A 25,363-nucleotide genomic window follows, 5' to 3' on the forward strand; every position below is an offset into this window, starting at 1 on the left:
ATTGCTATGGATAGTCAATTCCCCCTTTTTCTTGTACTGCTGTTTTTGTCCGTATTCTTTATTAGCCAAGCGTTAATTCTGCCTTCTGCGGGTAAAAAGGTTAAGCATAAGCAATTAATCAAGCGGATACACGAAAGCCATAAACATATTGATCAAGAGAGTATTTCTTTATTAAGGGAAAACTCGCTCAAGAATCTATCGCCATTAGAGCGATGGCTTGTGAGGTTTAGCCTGTTCGATAACTTTAAGAAGAAGTTGGAACTGGCTGGGATACACATGGGGTTCAGTCGGTTTATTTTCCTCACATTCCTCGGAGGGACTGCGGTTGGTCTATTTCTGTTCTTGTTCGGGCAAGTTTGGTACCTCTGTGCTGGTGTTGCTTTTGCTTGCTGGGTGTCTGTTTACTTCTACATACAGAAAAGGATTGCTGATCGTTTAATGAAATTTGAAGAGCAACTGCCAGAGGCTCTCGATATCATCAAGCGAGTTTTGCAGGCAGGGCAGCCAATTACGCAGGGGTTTGGAGAAGTAGGCAGAGAGGTTAGTGCTCCGCTTGGTCCTGAGTTCATGAATACCTTTAACTTACTCAACTATGGTTATGACCTCCGTTTGGCGATTATGCAAATGTCGGAGAGAACTCCTACCGTATCTATGCTTGCTTTTTCCAGTGCTGTGTTACTGCAAAAGGAAACGGGTGGTAACTTAGTCGAAAACATTGAGAAGCTCTCCCATATCCTACGTGCTCGTTTCAAACTTGCTCGAAAAATAAAAACCATTTCGGCGGAATCTCGAATGTCGGCATGGGTATTAGTATTAGCGCCTTTTGGTTTATACGTCATCATTTCCCTTGTTCGACCTGAGTATATTGAGTTACTCCACACGCATCCAATGGGGATCAAAATGGTCATTGGTGGGATGGTAGCGTTGTTTATCGGTACGCTTTGGATTCGTAAAATCGTCAATATTGAGGTGTAGCCATGGAAAGTATTCAAGGATGGTTAAACGATTTTGCTGTCGGCCAAGAAACACTGCTTATGGGGTTGATCCTCATCACTACAGTGTTGGTTGTGATGACGTTAGGCTCGATAATTATCGGGGTTAACTCGCCAATTAAACGAAAGTTAGCCGAATTGTCTGGTGATAAGAAAGAAGTCTCTCATCACAACAAAAAAATGTCAGACACCTTGGAGTCGTTAGCGCCTTTAACTTCCCCAACCAGTGAAAAAGAGCGCCAAACGACACGCAATAAGCTGATGCATGCTGGGTTTCATGAAAGCAATGCATTATCGATGTTTTATGCCATTAAATCGGTCACGACGATCTTAGGTGTGATGGTGGCGGCACTGGTGTATTTCTCGGTTCCGGAATCTAAATACCTGTACACGTATATGGCGTTATCCGTATTTATTGGGCTTTTATTTCCTGATTTTATTTTGCGTCGAATGGTGAACAAGCGTCAGCAAGCGATTCGTGCAGGTGTGCCCGACATGCTTGATTTGCTGGTGGTTTGTACCGAATCAGGGCTTGGCTTTAATGCAGCGTTGCGTCGGGTTGCTGATGAACTGGTTATCTCTCACCCAGAGCTTGCCGATGAAATCGATACGGTGTGCAACAAAATTAAAGCGGGCAAACCAATGCCAGAAGCGCTGAGGGAGCTAGTATTAAGAACAGGGTTAGAAGAATTAATGGGGCTGGTAAGTATGCTTAGCCATGCCTCTCGAATAGGGGGGAGTTTAGTCAACTCCTTGCGTGAATATACCGAAGACTACAGGGATAAGCGTCAACAAGCAGCAGAAGAAATTGCTGCAAAAATCCCAGTCAAAATGATGTTTCCAATGGTGCTATTTATTTGGCCTTGCTTTTTTATAGTGGCTATCGGACCTGCGTTAATTTCATTGGCTGAGGCATTTTCTAATTAAAAAGCAAAATAGGGATCGTTATGTGGATTAAGAAATACGTCATCATCTCGTTGTTGGTGCTTACCGCATGTTCAACAACTGAACAGTCATCAGATTTCGATTCAACGCTGTACTCAGGTAAGCCCGTTGAGTCTCTCACTAATGATGAACCTCCCAAAACAGAGGAAGAGGCAATCTCACGAGGGGATATTGCATTAAGCAACAAAAATGTCGACTTAGCCTTGTATGAATATATTCGCTCGCTCTCTTTCCCGAATGCGGTCCATAAAGATAAAACCTTGTACACCGTGGGGCGCATCCATTTAGCTAGGGAGAATTCAGAACTCGCCGATAAATCATTTCGAGCATCTTTGGCTGAGAACCCCGATCATATTGGCTCCCTGACTGAGCTTGGTACTTTATACACGAAGCGTGGAGAAAAGGACGTCGGGAAAAGCTACTACATACGCGCTTTGAATGCTGACCAAATTCGCATGGATGGCGATCCTACCATCACTAAAGACAACATTACTGCAGAGAGCGTTGCAACATATCGCTATGATGATAAATCACCAGTCTCTGCTTACTCCGGTCTAGGTGTGCTTTACGACATTCGTGGCGACCACGATATTGCGCAGGCGTTAATTCGAAAAGCGTTGGATATTGACTCAAGAAACGTAAACGCTTTGGTCAGCCTTGGCTACTCCTACTACATGGAAAAAGCTTACTCAAAAGCGGCGCACTTTACTCAAGCCGCACTAAGTATCAAGCCAGGAGATGAGAGAGGAATCAATAATTTAGGTCTCATTGCTTTAGCTAAAGATCAGCCACGACAAGCTCTGAGTATTTTTAGTCGACACATGACAGAACCCGAAGCGCTCAACAATGTTGGCTATTTCTTGATCCTTCAAGGCAAACCAGGAGAGGCGATTCCTTATTTACAACAGGCTATTGATAAGAACCCTGCCTACTATGAACTGGCAAATAAAAACCTAGAACGAGCATTGGCAATGGTGAGAGAGCGAGGGGATACCTCTACCGCGCTTCTCCAATAAATTTGAAGACCCTTTTAAAAGAAAGCCACTCTGCAAGATAGAGTGGCTTTTTCATTTATGGGGAGTAGTCCGTTGCAAAGGTGTTTGTTCAATTAGCCGTCATTCGCTTCTTTCAGGGTAAGAAGCATAGCGCCGTAAAGCCCAGCCAACTATCTTCCATAACATCACCGTCAAGAGTGTTGCGAGGTAGCCATCAATCGCATAATGCCAGGCTAAATGTACCGAACCGATTTGAATGATGACTGCGAAAGCGTAAGCAAAGTAGCCGATGGTTTTGTTGAGTCTATAAATTGATAGCGCCATCAAAACAGCAATGGAAACGTGCAAACTCGGCATTGCCGAAATGCCAGAGCCAATACCATTGGCATTCGCGATGTACTCATCCCAAAGATATTGCTGTGTAGGCAATGCCCACAATTGCCCAGCGTCTACATTGGTAAGATATTGGCTTTGGACTTCGAGCGTTTTCATCAGAGGAACAAACTGTTCATCTCCAGTGATAAGCTCCACATAACATGGGCCTGCTGAAGAAAGCAACGTGGCGAAGAAGACACCAAGAATCATCCAAGACAATGCGAACGTGAGTAAAAACTGTTGCCTTACCAACGGGTATTTTTTGTAGATAAGGAAAAAGATGAGTATGCCCCACATACAAAAAAACCATGCGTTGTAGGCTACATTTAGCCCTAATGAGGCCCAAGCATTGGAGAATAATGCATGGGTCAACTCCCACGGAGCAAACCCGAAGTGTAGCAACGAATCAATATTCGCAAAGGTCAGATCCCACTTGAATGGATTGATGATTGGAATCAGCGATTTCAAAAACGTGTGGTTAGAGAAAATCAGGTTGAGTGCCATCATCGAAACAAACACTGATACAGGTCGGTACAGCGGAAAAATAAGATGCTTCAGTTTTCGTATGAAGCGCTTTGCTGGCTGTTTTTCTTTGCGCAGTATGAGATAGAAATAATAGTAGATACACCAGCTTAAACCTGTGACATACAAAGCTTGTATGAGTGTTTCAAGGTAAGTGGTAAAAGAGTAATCGATAGGGAAATCGAGATACAAAGAACAAAGATAAATGACAGCAGTCGAGATAAAGCAATAGGTGTAGAAAATCCTATCGTTCAATAACTCATTCTTTACTGATGTGAGTAAAGCCGATGCTTTTTGCTGCCAGCTAAGGTTGAGCTCGTAATTGTTGTCTTGTTCCATTGATGATCCGTCATCTCTATCCTTCCAATATCATTAAGCTTAGTTGAGAAAACGGGCACTCGTATTTGAGTGCCCGTGGTTTATCTGGATTCAATCGTTGGCGTATCAGCAGGCTAAATCATGCCCGTGACAAGGCCTGCCGCCACAAAAAACACGATCATCCACAGAACCGATAGGTTGAGCTTTTTGTGTAGATAAAAACCTGCAACCACTAACGCCATGTCGATGGGAGCAACAACTGCGCTGCTAAATACTGGCTGGTAAAGTGCCGCGAGTAGTAACCCTACTACCGAGGCATTTACACCGTTGATGGCGCCGGAAACCAGCGGTTTGCCTGCCAGTGCTTGCCAGTTTTTAAGAACGCCAAGCAGTAAAAGAAACCCTGGGAGGAATACGCCAAGCGTTGCGATCAGAGCGCCTAAAATTGGCGTATCCGAAAGCTCATAACCGATAAAAGTCGCAAAGGTGAACATTGGCCCTGGTACAGCTTGTGCAGCGGCGTAGCCTGTTAAAAATGCATCTTGGCTGAGCTGGTCGCCAACAATGTTTTGCAGAAGCGGCAGAACCACATGACCGCCACCAAACACTAAGCTACCAGCTTGGAAAAAATCACTAAACAGCCCAAGCAAAGGTAACGTATGAGCCACTAACGGTAAGCCGAGTAAAAGCACCGCAAATAGAGCCAATGGCGCGATAGACGGTTTAAACGGCTCTGCTGATGGCGCGGAGTCTTTCTTTAGATATCGCATTCCGACAAAACCTGCTGCGATCAACACGAACATTTGCGTCATGATGCTTGGTGCCACCAGCAACGCAATCGTAGTCGCGATGCACAAACCCGCGGTCAGTTTGCTTTGGCAGAAGTTTTTGTACATGCCCCAAGTCGCATCCGCCACGACGACGACTGCGAGCAGTTTTAGGCCGTGAACGATGTTTTGGAACACTGCGGTGTCGGTGATTTGGCTGCTCACCATTGCCAGCGCCAACATGATGACCACTGAAGGAAGCGTGAATCCGACAAATGCTGCGCATGCGCCACCTAAACCGCCACGTTTATAGCCTAAAGCAAAGCCAACTTGGCTTGAGCCCGGTCCCGGCAAAAACTGACTGAGCGCGACAATTTGCGCGTACTCGCTGTCATCAAGCCATTTCAGTTTCTCAACAAATGTTTGGCGAAAATAACCAATATGAGCCGCAGGACCGCCGAAGCTGAACCAACCCAGCCAGAAAAAAGTTTTGAATATGGTGAACATGTCGAGCCTGTTTATCTAAAAAGCATTGTTGCTAATTTATCGAATGCTCTAAAATGACTCAAATTGATGATTTTAATTTCATCTATGAATGAAATGGGATGAGGATGTTGGAGTGAAAGAGGACATTCAGTGGCGCAACATTGACTTGAACTTATTGGTGACGTTTTCCTACTTGTATCGCTATCGAAGCGTTAGCGTCGCGGCAGAGAAAAGTTACGTTAGCCAGTCGGCGATGAGTCATAGTTTGTCTCGTTTAAGGTTGTTGTTTGACGACCCGCTTTTTGAGCGAAAAGGGCACAAGATGGAGCCCACCGAGCACGCTCACCACATCGCGCCAACTGTGCATCACTTGTTGGATTCTATCGCCAAAGACTTGCTCACTAAGTCTGCCTTCCAACCTGAAAATTACGCGGGTGTATGTCGCATCGGGTTAACGGATTATGCCGAGTTTATCTTTGCTCCTCGGCTTTATGACGAAATACGCCAGCGCGCCCCAGAGGCGCAGATCAGTTTTATTAACGTCAATCGTAGCAACTACGTGGCACTAACTGAGCATGAAAAGCTCGATGTCATTATTGGCAGCATGCCGGTGTTGGATGACAACTTTGAGAGCTTGTACTTGTACACCGAAAAACACGTGTGCATGTGTGATAAACAGGTGTTGAAAGGGGAAACACAGCTGTCTCTGGAAGCGTTCGCGAACATCGAGCAAGCTCTGGTAAGTCCCGATGGGAGCTTAAAGACACAAGTAGACCAAAAGCTCGCAGAACATGGCTTGAGCCGCAAAGTCACCGTGGCGTCGCGCAACTTTCTCACTATTCGGCATCTATTGAAAAAGCGCGATCTCATTGCCATCGTGCCAGAAAAAATGGCGTTGGCGGAGGGCTTTTCGGACGATCTCGTTACCGTTAAGCCGCCGATCGCCGTTGCGGATTTTGATATTGCTATGCTGTGGCATTCCAGCCGAAACAATGAAGACAAAGGCATTTGGCTACGCGAGTTGGTTTCTTCGACCATCACCTCTAAATGATAAACATTTGGGGCACTCATGGTGCTTAGAGTGATTTGTTGTTGAACTTCTTACTACCCGCTGAGTTATCGGCGTTATACCGAAACAGTACTGATTGAGCAAAATGAATGTCTTTGGTTGGGGGGGGGGGATGTTCCAGATTTAATTCATAAAAGAGATTAATGGAAAAGGTATCATTGAGTTGTACCACGTAGTTTAAGCTCTGTTTGCACGTATACATGAAGAGGTTGTAAGCGTCCATCTCGGTATTTTTCCACCAGTAAGTTCACTCCCTGAGTTCCCATCAACTCAGAGTGAATACGAATTGTAGACAACGGCGGAAAGGTAAAGCGAGCAGTAGGAATATCATTCATACTAATCAACGTAATATCCTCTGGTATCTTTAAGCCAAATTCATGGATTGCACGTACTATGCCAATCGCGATGGAGTCTGAATCAATGAATACTGCTTTCGGGAAGTCACCTTTGGCTAGCATCTCTTTCGCTAAGTTATAACCGGACAAACTAGAGCAGGAACAATAGTGTATATCTTGTTCTGCGACCACGCCTTTTAGATAGCCATAGTCCAAAAACACATTTTCACGAATGTCAGCTGCGTCGGGCTTGTTTTGACCGCCAATATAACCGATGCGGCGGTGGCCTCGTTGTACAAAGAAATCAACTACTTGCCTACTGATTCGAATAAGGTCGACATCAACGCAATCATAAGGGCAGGTTGGATCTGAAAAGTTTATGTAGCAGATGCTATCGGCTAGACGTTTAGGTAATTTATCTACTATCTTTTGGTCGACATTTCCGACTAAAAGGACACCTGTTATCTTTTTCGTTTCAACATCAATTTCACTGTTATAGCAATTGGTTAGCGTAATACCTAGTTTGTCGCATTGCGTTTCAATCCCATGACGAATTGATAAGTAGTAAGGGTCATTCACCTCTGTTTCTTGTTTGTAGTTATATAAGGCTAAAAAGTGATGTTTTTGCTTAACTTCTTTGATGCCTTTCTTCGAGCTACTGGTGCGGTACTCCAGTTTTTCTGCAATTTCCAAAATGCGGTATTTGGTTTCTTCTTTAACGCTCAACGTTGGGTCCTTGTTCAAAACCCGCGATACGGTTGCAAGTGAGACGCCCGCTTCAATGGCGATATCTTTTAGCTTTGCCATGTAAATTTCCCGTCGGCACTGCTCACTGCCCAAGTGTGAGCTCAATAATCTGACTATTTTAAACAGCTACTTAGAGATGCACAAACCTTTAGTAAGACAGTCCTAAACACTTTAAATCATCATATCAAGCCAACTTGTTTTCATGAAATAGACTCTATTGAGTAATAAATAAAGCCGTAAACGTAAGGATTATATTGCTGTAAAAATACTGAAAAATGCGACTGGTTTGGAAACTTGCTACTTGTGGTAACTCTAGTACTTAATAGGACTCGAGCCGTTTAGAGTTTAATCAAGCAAACGTTTTATTGTTCATGTTTATGTTTTGTGTCTCATTTTATAAACAAATCAATAGGAAAGTATTCAACTCTATTTATAATCTCCGCGCTTTTAAAAGCTGTCTAACAGTATGAAAAATTAGGAAATTATAATGAAAAAAGTATTGCCATTATTGGCTTTAGGTGCAGTGGTTGCTTCAGCATCAGTTCAAGCAAAAGGTGACTGGTATGTTGGTGCTGATTTGGTAAATTCAGATCTTAAAGTTAAAAGCTTGTCAAAAGATTTTTCTGCGACAGGTCTTAGCCTGGCTGTAGGTAAAGAGCTTCAATATTCAGAAAACTTCAAACTAGCTTTTGAAGGTGAGTACATATACTTTGGCGACTTTGAAGAAACATTTTCTTACATGGGGTGGCCGGTTAAATTTAGTGTTGATGCTTCTGCGTTCAATTTCAATGCGAAGCCTAAATACCAATTTGCAGGTACAGGCTTCTATGTTGGTGCGATTGCTGGCCTTGGTGTAATGAGTGTTTCTTATGAAGTGAAATCATCTAGCACTGTTACCGATGATGGTCGTGATGTAGGCTTTAACTACGGTGTTGAGGCTGGTTATGAGTTTTCTTCAGGTTTGGTTGTATCTGGTGGCTACCGTGCTTCTTCGGTAAGTATTGATGCCGAAAACGGTGGCAGCGAAGATTTTGATTTTGACAGCCTGTACGTTGGCGTTGATTACAAGTTTTAAGATCGCGTAAGCAAAAATATAGATACTAAAAAGGAGCCGCTAGGCTCCTTTTTTGATCAGATTATCAATCAACTCATAATGGTGCTCTTGTACGCCTGCAAGGTTGCCATATTTGGGTTGGTGGCGGTCATTTTCTTTCGCGTGTTGCCAGCCAATGGTGTGACGCACAAAATGCTCTGCAAACGCGTGGGAAACTTCCAAGCAACCTGCCAGCACGGTATCAACATAACTTTGCATGATTGGGCTCTTTGCGCATGGTGGTAGTGGCTCGTCTTTTACGTAAACCCAAATGTCATGTTCTTGGTTAAAACTCGCATCTGTTTCGATTTGATCTGGCTGAAGTTGAATACGATGATAACCTCGCTCACGGCGGTCGAATTCTGCGAGCGCTTCTTCATTTACTTCGAGTAAAACGCCATTAACCTGCCCATCGCCTTGGTTCACAACCAGAGGAGACAGAGTATAGCTGTCATCAATCTTTCCCCAGTAGCGCACCAGTCCATGAGCAATGACGGGAATGGCTTCTCCCGTTTGTCCGGTTAACTTACGCGACGCAGAATTAATCAAACTGCCATAGCCAAATATGTACATTGCCGTTGCATCCCTTAACTGATAGTTGTGCCTCTCATGTTTATACCTAACCCGCATCTGAAGCACAACTTTACCTCTTAAGTATAATCTCAACTATAAACATGTATTTTTTATACATGTTTGTGGTAGCATCAATATGTAGTTGAGTTAACCAGCATCGAGAGACGCTTGAGGGCAAGATAATGCTGAATATCACCGATAAAAAAGTAGAAGAAAAAATCCCCGCATGGCTGCGATTAGGCTTTCGGCCGTTTTTTCTGTTTGGGGCGATTTACGCCATTGTTGCGATTGCGTTGTGGGTGTGGATGTTCCAAGACGGACAGCCAAACGCATTAGCTGTGCCTGCATTGTGGTGGCATGTACATGAAATGTTGTTCGGTTTTTCGATGGCCATTGTAGTTGGCTTTGTACTGACCGCGGTACAAAACTGGACTGGCATTAATGGTACCAAGCATTACATGCTTCTGGCTTTATTTGGCTTGTGGTTAGTGCCCCGCATCTTGCTTTGGACACCTGCACCGTTATGGTTAACCAGCAGTATCGAAGCGGTATTTTTACTGTTTGTCGCCTATGAGGTGGGCATTCGTGTGTATAGAGCCAAAGGTTGGCGTAATTTGTTTTTCGTTCCACTGTTTCTTTTAGCCATCTTTGCGAACTTTGCAAGCTACGCAACGATAAAAGGTATGCCGCCCTTTAGCTCTTCAGCGGTGTGGCAAGCAATGCTGTGGTGGTTTACCTTGCTGTTGTCAGTGATGGGCGGACGTGTGATTCCATTTTTTACTGCGCGTCGATTTAATTTCGAAAAAGCGCAACCATTGGCTTGGTTAGAGTGGTTTGCGAACTTGCCGTTGGTAATGCTATTTGTGCTGAGCTTTTTCCCTGTGACGTTTGCAGAACTAGGTAGTCCTTTGATGCTGTTTGCAGGTGTTGCTCAGTTGGTGCGTTTTGTTCGCTGGAAACCTTGGTTAACCCTGAGCGAGCCTTTAGTGTGGTCGCTGCATGCTGCGTATTTGTGTTTACCACTAAGCTTAATTTTGCGAGGCGTCTGGGGAGATGCATTTGCCAGCCATAACCTCATTCACCTGTTTGCGATAGGTGCGTTAGGCGGTTTGATTTTAGCGATGATTACACGGGTGACGATGGGACATACTGGTCGCATGATCTACAAAGGGCCAAACATGAGCCTTGCGTTTGCAGCGATTACCGCGGCAGCTTTGGTTCGCAGTTTCGCCGTGATCTTTGATCCAGCGAACATGATACTGTGGATTGATATCAGCGGTGGATTATGGATTGTTGCGTTTGGGCTATTTGTGTGGCGCTTTGGTGTGATGCTTGTGACCCCTCGTGTGGATGGTCACCCCGGATAAGATTCTAATGTGAGTAGAGAAAAGAGGAGCCGCGTGCTCCTCTTTTGGTTTTTGTTCTTTATAGGTTTAGTGTTTATTCGTCTTCGTCGTCCGCTTTATTCGTGAGCCCCAAGCGTTTAAATAGCCACCACTCTAGACCAAAAATGACAATTAAGGCGATGCAGAACCAGGTGAATGCCATGGTGGAATCCACGCCTGGCATTCCACCAACATTGATACCGAGTAAACCTGTTAAGAAGCTGGTTGGTAGAAAAATCGTTGCTACCAAAGTAAACAGGTAACTGTTTTTATTGGTTTTCTCATCACGATGATGTTTGATCTCTTCTTGGAAAAGCGCCACTTCTCCAAGATAAAACTCAAGTGTTTCATTTATGCGCGTAATATTATTGTGTGCGAAGCGATATTGATGAGGTCTCAAAGCAATCAATTCTGATTCTGACTCCACAAGATCACGGATAGCGTACTGCTGAGGACGAATAAAACGCTTGATAGAAATCAGTGCTTTTTGAGTAGCCATATGTTTGTACGTCGACTCATCATTCACATCGAACTGGTTTAGTGTTTCTTCAATCGTATCAAGGTAAATGTCTATTTTACTGTTTAATCCTTCAATGATCTGATGAAGTAAACTGGCAAGACTTTTTGGGCCTTTGTGTTCCGCTAATGCTTGGCGAATCTCCATGATCGCGCGTGATGGAATTTTACGAGTTGAAATGAGTGCGCCTTGAAAGTAGAGAATTCGAATACTAAGCATATCTTCTGGTGATGCATTGCCGTTCATATTGACGCCTCGTAAAATCAACATGAAGTTCTCGTCATCCAAAGGATGGAAAGATGGTCGGCTTTCGTCGGCTAATAGATGATCAACCGTAGCTCGAGGTACTTGGTTCTGCTCCAGCCAACCACGAATATCAGGATGCAGCCGTTCGCAATGGTACCAATGCTTAGCTTGAATTTGCTCTGCCGTGGTGGATTGTTGAGTTGCTTCTGGGGTTGAGAAGTCCCAATGTTCAATCATAAAACCCATTTTCTTTTCCTTGTTTGAGCCGATACCAAAATAACCTCAAGATACTTCTTTCGCGAGAATTGCATTGCCATACAGAGGCAATACTCTGAGTACGGTACTCTGAAGTCATTGATGCATTATTTTTCAAATGAGTATGATTGTATTTAACGCCAAATGTCTATGAATAGTTGTTCTTATTTGCAATCGAGTGGAGCGCACCAAGGTGTTGTGCTTAAACAACAAAACAAAAAGCCTGCAACTAAGCAGGCTTTATTGTGGGGGAGGGAGGGGAGCTGTTAGCCAACTTGAGAAAGATTAACCACTTTCTGTTGTAGCTTTTTCTTTAAATAGTCCGTTAAGGCCTGTTTTTCTTCCTCGTTCATGTAAAGACCAAGCTTAGTACGGCGCCATAAAATGTCTTCATCGGTCATTGCCATTTCATGGTTCATTAAGTAATCGATCTCACGTTGGTAAACACCACCTGCTTGTGCCGAGAACGTTTGTCCTAAGTCAGCTTCACTTGTTGTACCTTCCATTAAGTTCCACGTTTGGGTACCAAACTGTGTGACATAACGAAGAATCAATGCTTCTGGCGCCCAGGTGTATTTAGCGTGAATTTGTTTAGCTAATTGTTCACGACTACAGCTGAAGTTACCACCAGGAAGGGTTTGGTTGGCAGTCCAGTCTTTACCCATTTCAGGTAGGAACGGAGCTAGCTTTTTCATTGCTGCTTCACCTAACTTACGGTAGGTCGTTAACTTACCACCAAAAACAGAAAGCAGAGGTGCATGGTCGTATTCCGCATCGAGCTCTAGCGTGTAGTCTCGTGTGATTGCTTGCGGAGAGTCAGATTCATCGTCACATAAAGGACGAACACCACTGTATGTCCAAACTACATCTTCGCGAGTCAACTGGTGGACAAAGTGTTGGTTTACGATATCAATGAGGTAATCGACTTCGTCATCTGAGATCGACACTTCGCGAGGGTCACCTTTGTATTCCACATCTGTTGTACCAATGATTGAGAACTTATCTAAGTAAGGAATCATAAATACGATGCGATTGTCTTTGTTTTGAAGGATGTAGGCTTGCGGTTCGTTGTGGATACGAGGAACAACGATGTGCGAGCCTTTGATTAAGCGAATGTTACGAGGAGAGGCTTGCTCTAATCCATCATCAAAGAACTGTTTTACCCAAGGCCCCGCTGCATTGACTAACGCTTTCGCTTTACGTTCGAAACGTTGGTCTGTCATCACATCGTGAATAGTAACGTGCCAGATACCACCTTCACGGTGTGCTTTTTCCACGCGGCAGTAGTTACGCACTTCAGCATGGTTTTCGCGAGCCGCAAGAACGTTCAGTAATACTAAACGCGCATCATCAACCCAACAGTCAGAGTATTCGAAACCCGTTTTCATTTCTGGTTTTAGCAAGCCAGATTTCGCAAGGTTGACGGTTTTACTGCCTTGCAGCGTCGTACGTTTACCCAAGTTATCGTAAAGGAAAAGGCCACAACGAATCATCCAAGCTGGGCGTAGGAATGGGCGATGCGGTAAACGGAAACGCATTGGTAGTGCGACGTGTGGTGCTTTACGAAGAATAACCTCACGCTCTGCGAGCGCTTCCGAAACTAAACGAAACTCGTAGTGTTCAAGGTAGCGTAAACCGCCGTGTATCAGTTTAGAACTTGCTGAAGAAGTCGCAGATGCGAAGTCATTTGCTTCATATAAGCCAACACTCAAACCTCGGCCTGCTGCGTCTGCCGCAATACCAGCTCCGTTAATGCCGCCACCGATTACGATCAAGTCTAAGGTAGTGGATGAGCTAGTAGTGGAAGCATTATTTTGTATACTCATAAATTTGACCTCTTGGTGAGCGAACGAGCATTTTAGAACATAATGTAATCCTAGCTCAGGTTTCGTTTGTGATCATCTATTATTTTCGTTTGTGAGCGTTTTGTGTGATTTAGACACAAAAAAACCTCTGTCTAATTAAGACAGAGGTCATTTGAGGGGGAATTATACGATTGACGTTACTCGTTTTCGGAGTTTGATTCGTTAGCTTCAACCACTTCAAGTGGGATAGAAGCTTCCTTCAAAATTGACAAGATTTCTTCTGGTGGCTGCTTATTGGTAAAGATCATGTTGAGCTGTGCAATATTGCCTAGTTTCACCATAGCATTGCGCCCGAACTTGGTGTGGTCTACGGCAAGAAATACACTACGGCTATTGTCAATGATCGCTTGTTTTACCCGGACTTCGTGGTAATCAAAGTCTAATAGCGAGCCATCGAAGTCGATACCGCTAATGCCGAGAATACCAAAGTCGAGACGGAACTGTTTAACGAAATCGAGGGTAGCCTCGCCAACAATACCGCCGTCTCTGCTGCGGACTTCTCCACCCGCCAAAATGACTTTGATTTCAGGGTTAGGGAAAAGAATGGTCGCAACATTGATGTTGTTGGTGACAACACGCAACTGTTTATGGTTTTTATTGAGCGCTCGCGCAACTGCTTCTGGTGTGGTGCCGATATCAATGAATAGTGTGGCACCATCTGGAATGTGTTTGACTACCTCGTCTGCAATGACATCTTTTTCATTGAAGTTGAGCGCTTTACGCGTGTTGTAAGATGTGTTTTCAGAACTGAGAGGAATAGTGGCTCCACCGTGATAACGACGAATTTTGTTGTCATCGGCGAGTTCATTGAGATCGCGTCGGATGGTTTGTGGGCTGACATTGAATCTTTCTACCAACTCATCCGTGCTGACATAGCCTTGTTTTTTCACCAGCTCAACAATCTGCTGGTGTCGAGGTATTTGCTTCACTTACCACTCCCTTGTGCATTGGTAACGGCCAATGCTTCAAATTCGAAGCTCTATTGTGCTCGAATTTGCTCGTTGTGAGAAGTAAGCGAGTTCAGGAATCGGGGATAAAGCGCAAAAAGAGCGCACAAATGGCGCTCTTTTTTTCTTATGGAGATGAGATTAATCTTCTTCGTCGTGAAGTTCAGACCAGGTTTGTGCACATTTCACTGCACGTTTCCAGCCCTTGTAACGACGATTGCGTTTTTCTTCATCATCGTGTGGCTCAAAGGTGCGATCAAGTACCGCTTTATTCTGCAACTCATCAATGCTATCCCAGTAACCAACTGCAAGGCCGGCAAGGTAGGCTGCACCAAGAGCGGTAACCTCAGTTACTTGAGGGCGGTGTACTTCTGTGTTCAATACATCGGATTGGAATTGCATTAGGAAGTTGTTCGCTACTGCACCACCATCGACTCGAAGGTTCGCAAGCTTAATGCTTGAGTCAGCTTGCATCGCATCCAGTACGTCACGAGTTTGATAAGCGATGCCTTCCAATGTTGCACGGATGATATGGTTTGAATTCACACCGCGAGTAAGGCCGACAATCGTGCCACGTGCGTAGGCATCCCAGTATGGAGCGCCTAAACCAGTAAATGCAGGCACGACATAAACGCCGTTTGATGTATCCACTTTTGTCGCGAAGTATTCAGAGTCTTCTGCACCGTTTAGGATTTTCAATTCATCGCGTAGCCATTGGATAGAAGCTCCACCCATGAATACGGCACCTTCAAGTGCATAAGCTGGTTCGCCTGCAGGACCACAAGCCAAAGTTGTTAGAAGACCATGTGTCGAAGTGACTTTTTCTTGGCCCGTATTCATTAGCAAGAAACAACCCGTACCGTAAGTGTTTTTCGCTTGACCCGCTTCAACACACATTTGGCCGTAAAGCGCCGCTTGTTGGTCACCTGCGATTCCAGAAATAGGAATACGAGTACCGCCTTTACCACCGATGTTGGTTTTACCGTAAATTTCCGATGAGCGCTTCACTTCTGGCATCATAGATGCTGGAATGCCAAGCTCATCTAACATTTTTTGATCCCAACATAGATCGTTGATGTTAAACAGCATGGTACGCGATGCATTAGTGTAGTCGGTTACGTGAACGCGACCTTGAGTCATCTTCCAAACTAACCAAGTATCGACAGTACCAAACAACAGCTTGCCTGCTTCTGCGTCTTCTCGTGCGCCTTCAACATTGTCCAGAATCCATTTAACTTTGGTACCTGAGAAGTAAGGGTCAAGCACCAAACCAGTGTTGTCACGTACATAGTTTTCGAGACCGCGTGCTTTTAAATCTTCACAGATATCAGCAGTACGGCGACATTGCCATACGATCGCATTGTAAACGGGTTTACCTGTTTCTTTGTTCCAGACGATGGTCGTTTCACGCTGGTTAGTAATACCGATAGCCGCTAATTGGTCGCTACGGATGCCAGACTTAGCTAGAGCTTCTACTAAAGTAGAGCTTTGTGTTGCCCAGATCTCCATTGGATCATGTTCAACCCAACCAGCTTCTGGATAAATCTGAGTAAATTCGCGTTGCGCGACGCTTACGATGTTCGCATCGTGATCAAGAATCACTGCGCGAGAGCTTGTTGTACCTTGGTCCAGGGCAACAATGTATTTTTGCTCAGTCATGGTAAGAATCCTTTTGTTTCGTTATTTATATTTTAGTAAATGTTCGAGTTACGTCAGTTTTAAGCTCTAGCTTCTTCTGTTTCTTCTTCCGTCTCACATTGGTTTGGAATCGTACAACCGTGGCCTTGTTGTGGAAGGTAAGCGGCAATCGCTTTTGGATACAACCAACCACCAAAACACGCACCTGCAATCGGAGCAAGTAAAGGCACGATAAAGTAAGGAATGTCTTTAGCACCTGTCAGAGCGCAATCCCAACCTGCGAAGTAAGCGAACAGCTTCGGTCCAAAGTCACGAGCAGGGTTCATCGCAAAGCCTGTTAGTGGGCCAAGTGAACCACCGATGACGGCAATCAAAATACCGATCAATAGAGGGTTCATTGCGCCACGTGCTGCGCCGTTATTTTCATCGCCCAGAGCCAGAATCGCAAACATCAGCACAGCAGTGATAACGAATTCCACAGCAAAAGCACCAAAGAAAGAGAGGGAGGCATGCGGATAGGTTGAGAAGATACCAGCAGTTGCTAGTGCATCTTGGCTGCTGCGAACGAAGTTATGAGCGATTTCGTAGTCGGTGAAAAGGTTGCTGTATAAGCTGTATACCAATGCAGCAGAACAGAATGCCCCAAGCATTTGAGCGATAATGTATGGCACCACTTTCGCCTTATCAAAACCATGGAACATAGCAAGTGCGATGGTAACGGCAGGGTTGATGTGTGCACCAGAGACGCCAGCCGTACAGTAAATAGCGATGGCGACACCGAAGCCCCATACAATACTGATTTCCCATTGTCCAAATGATGCGCCTGTTAGAACTAAGGCTGCAACACAGCCTACGCCGAAGAAAATAAGTAGTCCTGTACCGATAAACTCGGCCAAACATTCTCCGAGCAGAGAGGGGTGTTTGTTCGTTGTCATGTTAAAAGTCCTTTGATCATTTTTGCCTGTCTAGCACGATACTATTGTGCATATATAAACGTTTGCGAAAACAAACGAGCGCTAAAAATGAGCGTTTGAGCATAAATTTGTTAATCAAAGTCTTCGTTTTTGTTAAATGGCGCATCTTTTAACCGGAAAAGAACACAACGAAAATAATTTATTTGTCACGAGGCCAGTGTTGAGAGCGCTCAAATTACCGATGTGAAAAAGAATGCACAACTGGTAAGAGGAGTTTTGTGAAGCTGCTACGTGCTTGGAGATTTATTACACAGAACTTGTGTAGCAGTTAACCCTAAAGGAGTAGGAGGATGTCAAATGTATCAAGGGCTAGCAGTGATATAAAAATACGCAGTCATGTTTGGACTTTTAGAAAAAATCGTCATCCCATTGATACCAATAGGATGAGTTGAGAAGAGAATAAACGCTGTTAATGTCTTGTGTTTGTGAATCATTGCTTCGGCTTGTATTCAAATAAAAAATTGTTTTTTTTATTTCGTTTGATGCTAAACGTGATCGTTTTTCAGCTTTTTAGTTATTAGTTGGTTCGGAGCGAGTAGGGCAGGCGTAAATCGCCCTTTTTACGGTTAGTTTATGTTCTAATTCGAGCCTTTGTTTCAAAGGTTTCGAATTGGAATGCTAAAGTGAGGGGTTTGAACATCAGTTTAATATTAACGAATCTTGAGTAAAGTTGAACGATGATCTAATTAATGCTCATATAATTTACTGTATTTACTTATATTTAATTCATGTGCAACATTTGTCACAGAAATAAAATCCTGACTCCATACAATTTATGAACTTTCGAACGAAGATTTATTTTGTTTCGTTCGCTCCTTTTGTGTTTTTACCATCGCATACAAAATAATGAGGTTCCTATGTTTGGAATATTCAAACCTAAGGCGCACATTGATCGTCTGTCCCCTGGCAGCATCGATAGCACCTACTCTCGCCTCCGTTGGCAACTCTTTATCGGTATCTTTGTTGGCTACGCCGGTTACTATCTAGTTCGTAAAAACTTCAGTTTGGCGATGCCTTATCTTATCGAGCAAGGCTTTAGCCGCGGAGACTTAGGTGTCGCCTTGGCAGCTGTTTCCATTGCATATGGTCTCTCTAAGTTTCTAATGGGCAGCGTTTCAGACCGCTCCAACCCTCGCTATTTCCTTAGTGGCGGCCTATTGATGTCTGCATTAGTGATGTTTTGCTTTGGCTTTATGCCATGGGCGACTGGTAGCGTCACTGCGATGTTCATTTTGCTTTTCTTGAACGGTTGGTTCCAAGGGATGGGGTGGCCTGCTTGTGGCCGAACCATGGTGCACTGGTGGTCACGTAAAGAGCGTGGTGAGATCGTTTCGGTTTGGAACGTGGCGCACAACGTGGGTGGCGGCTTGATTGGTCCACTATTTATTCTTGGCCTGTGGGCATTTAACGATGATTGGCGCACTGCATTTTATGTTCCTGCATTTTTCGCCACGTTGGTTGCTGTGTTTGTTTGGATGACGGTTCGCGATACCCCTCAGTCTTGTGGTCTGCCTCCTATTGAAGAATACAAAGACGATTACCCAGATGACTATGACAAGTCCCATGAACAAGAAATGACAGCGAAGGAAATCTTCTTCAAATACGTCTTCAATAACAAACTTCTTTGGTCGATTGCAATTGCAAACGCATTTGTTTACCTAATTCGTTACGGCGTACTGGACTGGGCACCTGTTTACCTAAAAGAAGCGAAGGATTTCTCGGTAGATAAATCGTCATGGGCTTATTTCTTATACGAATGGGCTGGCATTCCAGGAACACTATTGTGTGGTTGGATCTCTGACAAATTGTTCAAAGGTCGTCGTGCACCTGCTGGTATCTTATTTATGGTGTTAGTGACAGTTGCAGTGATGGTTTATTGGTTTAACCCTGCGGGCAACCCAACAGTAGATATGATGGCGCTTATTGCAATTGGCTTCCTAATCTATGGTCCGGTTATGCTGATCGGTTTGTACGCACTTGAACTCGCTCCGAAGAAAGCGGCAGGTACTGCCGCTGGTCTTACTGGTTTGTTTGGATACCTAGGTGGGGCAGTTGCCGCAAACGCGATTTTGGGCTACACCGTAGACCACTTTGGCTGGGATGGTGGCTTTATCATCTTAGTGGGTTCTTGTATTACTTCTATCGTGTGTTTGATGTACGCCTTCTTAGGTGAACGTGCGCACCACGAGCAAAAAGAGCGCGAGAAGGAAGCGCTAGCGTAATATTTATTTAAAGAGGCAGTGGAATACTGCCTCTTCGCTTTATCAAGGAAATAACAATGAAAACAAAGTCAGTATGTCTTACTTTTTTAGCACTTAGCCTCTCTGCTGGTGCGATTGCGAAGCCGCTTGTCATTGCGCATCGTGGTGCATCGGGCTACTTGCCTGAGCACACGCTAGAAGCCAAAGCACTTGCTTACGCAATGAAACCTGACTACATAGAGCAAGATGTGGTAATGACGAAAGATGACCAGTTGGTCGTGTTGCATGACCATTATCTCGATCGCGTAACGGATGTTGCGGAGCGTTTTCCTGATCGTGCACGTAAAGATGGTCGTTATTACGCGATTGATTTTACTCTGGCGGAAATCAAATCCTTGCGAGTAACTGAAGGCTTTAATATCGATGAGAAAGGCAACAAAGTAGCGGGCTATCCAACCCGATTCCCTATGTGGAAATCTGATTTCACCGTGCCGACATTTGCTGAAGAGATTGAGCTGATCCAAGGCTTAAACAAAACGCTGGGTTATGACATAGGTATTTACCCAGAAATTAAAGCGCCTTGGTTCCATCGTCATGAAGGTAAGGACATTTCTAAAGCAGTACTTAAAGTCTTGAAGCAGTACGGTTATGGCTCTCAAGACGACAAAGTCTACCTTCAGTGTTTTGATGCGAATGAACTTCAACGCATCAACAGTGAACTCATGCCTACAATGGACATGGACTTAAAGCTCGTTCAGCTTATGGCTTACACGGACTGGAACGAAACTATGGTGTACAAAGGCGACAAGGCAACACCATACAGTTATGACTGGATGTTCGAAGCCGACGGAATGAAGAAAGTAGCGAGTTACGCGGAAGGAATTGGACCTTGGAAGCCGATGCTGGTAGATGATAAGTCAACCAAAGACAATATCATCATCAAGCCGTTGATGAAGGCTGCAAAAGACGCTGGCTTGCAAGTGCATCCATACACGTTCCGCGCCGATCCAGGACGCATTCCAGCGTACACTGACAGCTTTGAAGGCATGATGGATGTGTACTACAACCAAGTAAAAGTGGATGGTTTGTTTACAGATTTCCCAGATAAAGCGGTCAGCTTTTTAAATCAGTAATCAGCACTCACGCATTTTGCTTTAAGCTAAAAAGTCCCCCAACAGTTTCCTGCTGGGGGATTTTTCTTAACTATTTATTAGTTGTTTTTATGCAGTTCGCTGTTCAGTTCAACCGCGCTCTTGTTTGCAAGACACTCGATTTGACCTGTTACAGAGTTACGACGGAACAGTAGGTCAGAAACACCAGCAAGATCGCGTGCTTTCACCACTTCGACTTCTTGACCGTCAGAATCTAGCATGCGTACTTTAGAACCAGCAGTTACGTACAGACCTGATTCGATAGTACAACGGTCACCCATTGGGAAGCCAAGACCTGCGTTCGCGCCTAGTAGAGAGTTTTCACCGATAGAAACCACAACTTTACCGCCGCCAGATAGCGTACCCATGATAGATGCGCCGCCGCCGATGTCAGAGCCGTTACCAACCACTACGCCAGCAGAGATACGACCTTCAACCATGCTCACGCCTGTTGTACCCGCGTTGAAGTTGATGAAGCCTTCGTGCATTACCGTTGTGCCTTCGCCAACGTGTGCGCCAAGACGTACGCGAGAAGTGTCAGCGATACGAACGCCAGTTGGTACCACGTAGTCCACCATTTTAGGGAACTTGTCTACGCAATCTACGCTTAGTGCACGACCCGCTAGGCGAGCTTCGATTTGACGCTCTGCTAGTTCAGGTAGGTCGATTGGACCTTCGTTAGTCCATGCGATGTTGTGTAGTAGACCGAAGATGCCGTCTAGTACCGTGCCGTGCGGTTGAACTAGGCGGTTAGAGATAAGTTGAAGTTTTAGGAAACCTTCAGCAACGCTTTGTGGCTGCTCGTCAGTGGCAAGGATTACCAGTACAAGTGGTTGTGCTGATTCTGCTGCTTTTGCTGCGAAAGAAGCGTTTGCCGCATCGCCGTTTGCTTCAAATGCTGCTGCCAGTTCTGCGCTTTGTGCTGCAGAGATCTCGATAGCTTGGTTGCCTTGCTCATAACCTGCTACTGCTGCTAGTGCGTTAACAAGCGCTTCGCTTGGGTTAAGAACTGGGTTTGGGAAAAACGCTTCGATGATTTTGCCGTCGCGGTTTTTAGTTGCCGTACCAAAGGCTAGAGAGAAGAAAGCCATAGTTGATCTCCATGTGTTGAGTCTTGTGTCTCGTCTGTTCACTGACAAGAAATAATTACGTTGTCAGCCATCATAAAGAGAGTATTGGGGAGTTTAAAGAGGGGAAATGGAGAAAGTCTGTAGATGGATACCTTTTGTCTTTTTAGAGATATGTTTGTCTGATGAGAAATGTGTCGCAAAAGCCTTCTCAGACCGGTTTGGGGTAAAGACACAGTGAAGTTGGAGAAGGGGGCATAGCAAAAATAAGGGGAGGACCGAAGTCACTCCCCCTACACTGGGTTTGTTGGATTTACTGGCTTTGGATAGTAAAGCGATAAATCGACTTAGAGGCTTAGCTCACCGACCTCTACTGCAAGTGCAACCGTTGCCCCTACCATTGGATTATTGCCCATACCGATAAAGCCCATCATCGCTACGTGTGCTGGTACTGAAGAGCTACCCGCGAATTGTGCATCGGCGTGCATGCGACCCATAGTGTCTGTCATGCCGTAAGAGGCAGGGCCTGCCGCCACGTTATCTGGGTGTAGAGTACGACCAGTACCACCGCCTGATGCCACAGAGAAGTAAGGCATGCCTTCACGGTTACGTTCCGCTTTGTAGATACCTGCTACAGGGTGTTGGAAGCGAGTCGGGTTGGTTGAGTTACCTGTGATGCTCACATCCACTTGTTCTTTATGCATGATAGCCACGCCTTCACGCACATCGTCTGCACCGTAGCAAAGGATCTCACCACGTGGACCTTGGGAGAAACGGCGACGTTCTACTTCCACTAACTCACCAGTTTGGTAGTTGTATTGAGTGCGTACGTAAGTGAAACCATTGATGCGTGAGATTAGGTAAGCGGCGTCTTTACCCAAACCATTTAGGATAACTTTCAACGGATTTTTACGTGATTTGTTCACGTTCAATGCGATTTTAATTGCGCCTTCTGCCGCTGCGAATGACTCATGGCCCGCAAGGAAAGCGAAACAGCCACTTTCTTCATTCAATAGACGAGCCGCCAATGCACCGTGACCGATACCCACTTGGCGTTGCTCTGCGACGCTGCCTGGTTTTGTGCACGCCTGAAGACCTTCACCGATGATGTTTGCAGCTTCTTCTGCTGTTTTTGCACCGCGGAAAATCGCCAAAGTAGTGCCCAGTGTATAGGCATCGGCAGCGCTTTCAAACGCGATAGGTTGAGTGTCCATCACTAGCGCTTTAGGGTCGATACCACGATCCATACAGTATTGGTAAGCCTCTTCCAGAGAAGAAAGTTGCATTTCGTCTAAAGTGCGACGTACAGATTCAGTAATTGGAGTGTTCATAATCTCTTTCCTCTTGGTGGCAATTATTGTTGGCGTGGGTTGATGGTAGATACGGCTTCGTCAAAACGACCGTAAGTCCCCGTTGCTTGGTCTGCAGCTTCTGCTGCAGGTACGCCTTCGTTGATGGCTTTCATCATCTTGCCTAGGTTGAGATATTGGTAACCAATCACTTCTTTGTTTTCGTCTAGCGCGAGTTTTGTTACATAGCCTTCAGCCAACTCCATGTAACGTACGCCTTTCGATTTAGTTGAGTAGCTAGTACCCACTTGGCTACGTTGAGTTTGACCAAGGTCTTCCAGTGCCGCACCAATTTCCAAGCCGCCTTCAGAGAAAGCAGATTGAGTACGACCGTAAACAAATTGAAGGAAGATTTCGCGCATCGCGACGTTAATAGCATCACATACCAAGTCGGTATTCAGTGCTTCAAGAATGGTTTTGCCTGTTAGGATTTCTGCGGCCATCGCTGCTGATTGAGTCATGCCTGAACAGCCGCTCGTTTCGATCAAAGCTTCTTCGATGATGCCGTTTTTGACGTTAAGAGTCAGTTTTGCTGCGCCTTGTTGAGGAGCACAAGCGCCAACGCCGTGGCTAAGACCAGAAATCGCGATAACGTCTTTTGGATTGATCATTGCGCCTTCAACAGGGATCGGTGCAGATGCATGAAGATCGCCGCGTTGAATCGGGCACATTGATTGGATTTCGTGTGAGTATTGCATAGTGTTTTCCCAGTGTACGATATCCAGCCTATTTGTCAGACTCAACGGCGTTGACTGCTCTTATTCGCTCCATCAAATAGAAAACTATGTTCAGGAGGTTCATGCGTTTGTCGCCTTGTTGAGTTAACAACTATTTTGGATATCTTTTTAATTTTTGAGAAAACAGGAGCGGGGTTGGAGAAGAGTTGAATTGCTCACTACAGAACTCTTGCTTTCACAACACAGGCGAAAGCATTTCCAACAGGGCTGACCTGTTTTCGTTTCTGTAGGAGTCATTAGCTTTAAAGCGGTTCGAATCTTTCGATTCCGGTGGTACCCCATCACCGAACCCATTTAGACTAGATCTAAGTCACACTAATCTGCAACATGAAATTTAGAGCAATTTGGGATATTAAATCGGTTCTTTATATTCTCAGAGATATATGGAGATAAACGGAAGGAATAAAAAAACGCCGCATAATGCGACGTTTTTTCTAAACAAATGAGAGGTTTATGCAGCGTCTTCTTGCTCGCTATCTTCTTCAACAGCTTCAAGCTTCTTTGCTTTTTTTGGTGCAGGTTTACGTTTTGCACCCAGAGCGTAAAGCACTTCTTCTTTGTTTTGCGCAAGGTACATTGCAAGATCTTCTTGCTTACCTTCGTCTTCTAGAAGTTCACTTTTACCCAGCAGTGAGAATAACTCGTCTGCCATATCCAGCATTTTGTCGTATGCGTCAGCTTCCGCTTTAGAGGTAAAAGTCATTTTCTCTTCTCCATTGCGTTCTACCACGTACTTGACGATTACAGCCATGGTTGGTCCCCTAATTTGGTGTATTGATACTGGCTTTTTATACAGTTTTTGACCAATCAAGTCTAGCGACAAGCCTCAGAATGAGAGACACGTACAACTAACTGACTAGCATTTAAACTATCTTGGTTTCACTTTGCGGATTTATTCCCCAAAGGAAGGTTTGTTGGTCGCTCCCAATCTTGGCAAAATTCGATAAACGTTCTGAGCAATGGGCTTTGATATTTCTCTTTATGAACCAGTAACCAGAAGCGACGTTTCATATCTAAAGGCATGTCGAGCAGTTTTACGCGGCCGTCACGAATAGCAGGTTCTGCAGACAAACGTGACAAGCAACCTAAGCCTAACCCTGCCGATACTGAGTTGATCAGCGCTTCGGTGGTATTGAGCTGAAAAGCTTCATGCCAATGTTCCAAGCGCGGCGCGACAACGCGCATAAAAAATTCGCGTGAACCAGATCCCGCCTCTCGCAATATCCATTCACTGTTTTCTAGCTCGGTTAAGTTTACTGGCCCTTCGTGCGCGGCTGGGGAATCGGGCGCGCAAATCACGCACATTTCATCTTCGCTAAACTGGGTGGACTGCAATTCAGGGTGAAGTGTTTTGCCTTCAATGAGGGCTATGTCTAACTCGTAATCGGTCAGCATGTCGCAGATTTGTGCGGAGTTAGAAATGAACAGGCTTTGAGATCGATGGTTCGTTTGCTGACGAAATTCGCTAAGCAAATAGGGCGCGACTTGGTTGCCAATGGTGTCGCTGGCACCAATGCGAAGTTGGCCCGATAGCGCTTGGTCACCATCGAAAATGCTCTCGATGTCTTTGGCTCGGTTGAGTAACTCATCCGCCAGTGGTAGCAGTTTTTGACCTTCTTGGTTCAAAATCAGTCGGTTATTAACACGATCAAACAAGTGATGGCCGATCTGTTTTTCTAATTCTGAGAGTGCCATGCTCACTGCGGCTTTCGATAAAAAGAGACTATCAGAAGCTGCTGTGAGCGTTTTGTGCTGCGTGATCGTCGTAAACACTTTCAGTTGTTTAAGAGAAATGTGACTTGCCATACCCCACC

At 44.9% G+C, this 25,363-nt stretch carries 22 protein-coding genes and 1 riboswitch; of the genes, 8 read left to right on the top strand and 14 right to left on the bottom strand.

Features of this window, described 5'->3' with window-relative positions:
• Positions 1-6 precede the first annotated feature (6 nt).
• Genes R7P67_RS09040 through R7P67_RS09050 form a run of 3 tightly spaced genes read left to right on the top strand, consistent with a single transcriptional unit; the run spans position 7 to position 2,953 of the window.
• Complete coding sequence (locus R7P67_RS09040; protein WP_046875024.1) at positions 7-975, top strand: type II secretion system F family protein; 969 nt, start codon at positions 7-9, stop codon at positions 973-975.
• Between the two features lie 2 nt (positions 976-977).
• Positions 978-1,919 carry a type II secretion system F family protein gene (locus R7P67_RS09045; RefSeq protein WP_005386462.1) on the top strand — a complete coding sequence of 314 codons (942 nt, stop codon included), beginning with the start codon at positions 978-980 and terminating at the stop codon, positions 1,917-1,919.
• A gap of 20 nt (positions 1,920-1,939) precedes the next feature.
• Positions 1,940-2,953, top strand: a complete 1,014-nt coding sequence (locus tag R7P67_RS09050; RefSeq protein WP_005386465.1) for a tetratricopeptide repeat protein — start codon at positions 1,940-1,942, stop codon at positions 2,951-2,953.
• Between the two features lie 99 nt (positions 2,954-3,052).
• Here the strand turns inward: R7P67_RS09050 and R7P67_RS09055 are convergent, their stop codons facing one another.
• Complete coding sequence (locus R7P67_RS09055) at positions 3,053-4,168, bottom strand: phosphatase PAP2 family protein (protein WP_154205074.1); 1,116 nt, start codon at positions 4,166-4,168, stop codon at positions 3,053-3,055.
• Positions 4,169-4,281: 113 nt separating this feature from the next.
• Positions 4,282-5,421, bottom strand: a complete 1,140-nt coding sequence (chrA, locus tag R7P67_RS09060; protein ID WP_154205075.1) for a chromate efflux transporter — start codon at positions 5,419-5,421, stop codon at positions 4,282-4,284.
• Between the two features lie 112 nt (positions 5,422-5,533).
• Here chrA and R7P67_RS09065 point away from each other — a divergent pair, with 112 nt between their 5' ends.
• Entirely contained in the window at positions 5,534-6,451 is a 918-nt protein-coding gene (locus tag R7P67_RS09065) for a LysR family transcriptional regulator (protein ID WP_394630758.1), read from the top strand.
• 173 nt (positions 6,452-6,624) lie between these two features.
• Here the strand turns inward: R7P67_RS09065 and ebgR are convergent, their stop codons facing one another.
• Positions 6,625-7,611: a transcriptional regulator EbgR gene (ebgR, locus tag R7P67_RS09070; protein WP_262653534.1), complete on the bottom strand. Its 987-nt coding sequence runs from the start codon at positions 7,609-7,611 to the stop codon at positions 6,625-6,627.
• Positions 7,612-8,038: 427 nt separating this feature from the next.
• Here ebgR and R7P67_RS09075 point away from each other — a divergent pair, with 427 nt between their 5' ends.
• Positions 8,039-8,626 carry an outer membrane beta-barrel protein gene (locus tag R7P67_RS09075; RefSeq protein ID WP_005391699.1) on the top strand — a complete coding sequence of 196 codons (588 nt, stop codon included), beginning with the start codon at positions 8,039-8,041 and terminating at the stop codon, positions 8,624-8,626.
• 39 nt (positions 8,627-8,665) lie between these two features.
• Here the strand turns inward: R7P67_RS09075 and R7P67_RS09080 are convergent, their stop codons facing one another.
• Positions 8,666-9,217 (bottom strand): gamma-glutamylcyclotransferase family protein, encoded by a 552-nt coding sequence (locus R7P67_RS09080; RefSeq protein WP_005391700.1) that lies wholly within the window; start codon positions 9,215-9,217, stop codon positions 8,666-8,668.
• Positions 9,218-9,399: 182 nt separating this feature from the next.
• Between R7P67_RS09080 and R7P67_RS09085 the strand changes: the two genes are divergently transcribed.
• Positions 9,400-10,584 (top strand): NnrS family protein, encoded by a 1,185-nt coding sequence (locus tag R7P67_RS09085; RefSeq protein ID WP_253657447.1) that lies wholly within the window; start codon positions 9,400-9,402, stop codon positions 10,582-10,584.
• 73 nt (positions 10,585-10,657) lie between these two features.
• Here the strand turns inward: R7P67_RS09085 and R7P67_RS09090 are convergent, their stop codons facing one another.
• The 5 genes from R7P67_RS09090 to R7P67_RS09110 all read right to left on the bottom strand — a co-directional run bounded on the left by R7P67_RS09090 (position 10,658) and on the right by R7P67_RS09110 (position 17,005).
• On the bottom strand, positions 10,658-11,611 hold the full coding sequence (locus tag R7P67_RS09090; RefSeq protein ID WP_005380188.1) for a CorA family divalent cation transporter: 954 nt from the start codon (positions 11,609-11,611) through the stop codon (positions 10,658-10,660).
• Positions 11,612-11,886: 275 nt separating this feature from the next.
• On the bottom strand, positions 11,887-13,446 hold the full coding sequence (gene glpD / locus R7P67_RS09095; RefSeq protein ID WP_017636005.1) for a glycerol-3-phosphate dehydrogenase: 1,560 nt from the start codon (positions 13,444-13,446) through the stop codon (positions 11,887-11,889).
• Between the two features lie 176 nt (positions 13,447-13,622).
• Entirely contained in the window at positions 13,623-14,414 is a 792-nt protein-coding gene (locus R7P67_RS09100; RefSeq protein WP_005380192.1) for a DeoR/GlpR family transcriptional regulator, read from the bottom strand.
• Positions 14,415-14,573: 159 nt separating this feature from the next.
• Positions 14,574-16,091 (bottom strand): glycerol kinase GlpK, encoded by a 1,518-nt coding sequence (glpK, locus tag R7P67_RS09105; RefSeq protein WP_262653531.1) that lies wholly within the window; start codon positions 16,089-16,091, stop codon positions 14,574-14,576.
• 59 nt (positions 16,092-16,150) lie between these two features.
• Positions 16,151-17,005, bottom strand: coding sequence for an MIP/aquaporin family protein (locus R7P67_RS09110; RefSeq protein ID WP_253657448.1), 855 nt, complete (start codon positions 17,003-17,005; stop codon positions 16,151-16,153).
• An 896-nt stretch (positions 17,006-17,901) separates the two neighbouring features.
• Here R7P67_RS09110 and glpT point away from each other — a divergent pair.
• Both glpT and glpQ read left to right on the top strand, forming a co-directional pair.
• Positions 17,902-19,266 carry a glycerol-3-phosphate transporter gene (glpT, locus tag R7P67_RS09115; RefSeq protein ID WP_005380199.1) on the top strand — a complete coding sequence of 455 codons (1,365 nt, stop codon included), beginning with the start codon at positions 17,902-17,904 and terminating at the stop codon, positions 19,264-19,266.
• 56 nt (positions 19,267-19,322) lie between these two features.
• Entirely contained in the window at positions 19,323-20,378 is a 1,056-nt protein-coding gene (gene glpQ, locus R7P67_RS09120) for a glycerophosphodiester phosphodiesterase (RefSeq protein ID WP_017820787.1), read from the top strand.
• A 77-nt stretch (positions 20,379-20,455) separates the two neighbouring features.
• On the opposite strand, the gene dapD is transcribed toward glpQ, so the two are convergent.
• From dapD to R7P67_RS09145, 5 genes are all read right to left on the bottom strand, one after another.
• Positions 20,456-21,487: a 2,3,4,5-tetrahydropyridine-2,6-dicarboxylate N-succinyltransferase gene (gene dapD, locus R7P67_RS09125; protein ID WP_025768219.1), complete on the bottom strand. Its 1,032-nt coding sequence runs from the start codon at positions 21,485-21,487 to the stop codon at positions 20,456-20,458.
• Positions 21,488-21,810: 323 nt separating this feature from the next.
• Positions 21,811-22,794 (bottom strand): GGGtGRT protein, encoded by a 984-nt coding sequence (locus tag R7P67_RS09130; protein ID WP_262653528.1) that lies wholly within the window; start codon positions 22,792-22,794, stop codon positions 21,811-21,813.
• A 23-nt stretch (positions 22,795-22,817) separates the two neighbouring features.
• A complete protein-coding gene (locus tag R7P67_RS09135; RefSeq protein WP_318085936.1) occupies positions 22,818-23,510 on the bottom strand; it encodes an iron-sulfur cluster assembly scaffold protein in 693 nt (230 codons plus the stop codon).
• 259 nt (positions 23,511-23,769) lie between these two features.
• Positions 23,770-23,844, bottom strand: a riboswitch (Fluoride riboswitch).
• A 156-nt stretch (positions 23,845-24,000) separates the two neighbouring features.
• Positions 24,001-24,300, bottom strand: coding sequence for a YebG family protein (locus R7P67_RS09140; RefSeq protein ID WP_005386503.1), 300 nt, complete (start codon positions 24,298-24,300; stop codon positions 24,001-24,003).
• A gap of 128 nt (positions 24,301-24,428) precedes the next feature.
• Positions 24,429-25,355, bottom strand: a complete 927-nt coding sequence (locus R7P67_RS09145; protein WP_213901505.1) for a LysR substrate-binding domain-containing protein — start codon at positions 25,353-25,355, stop codon at positions 24,429-24,431.
• Positions 25,356-25,363 lie beyond the last annotated feature (8 nt).

It is taken from the genome of Vibrio sp. Vb0937, assembly GCF_033338855.1.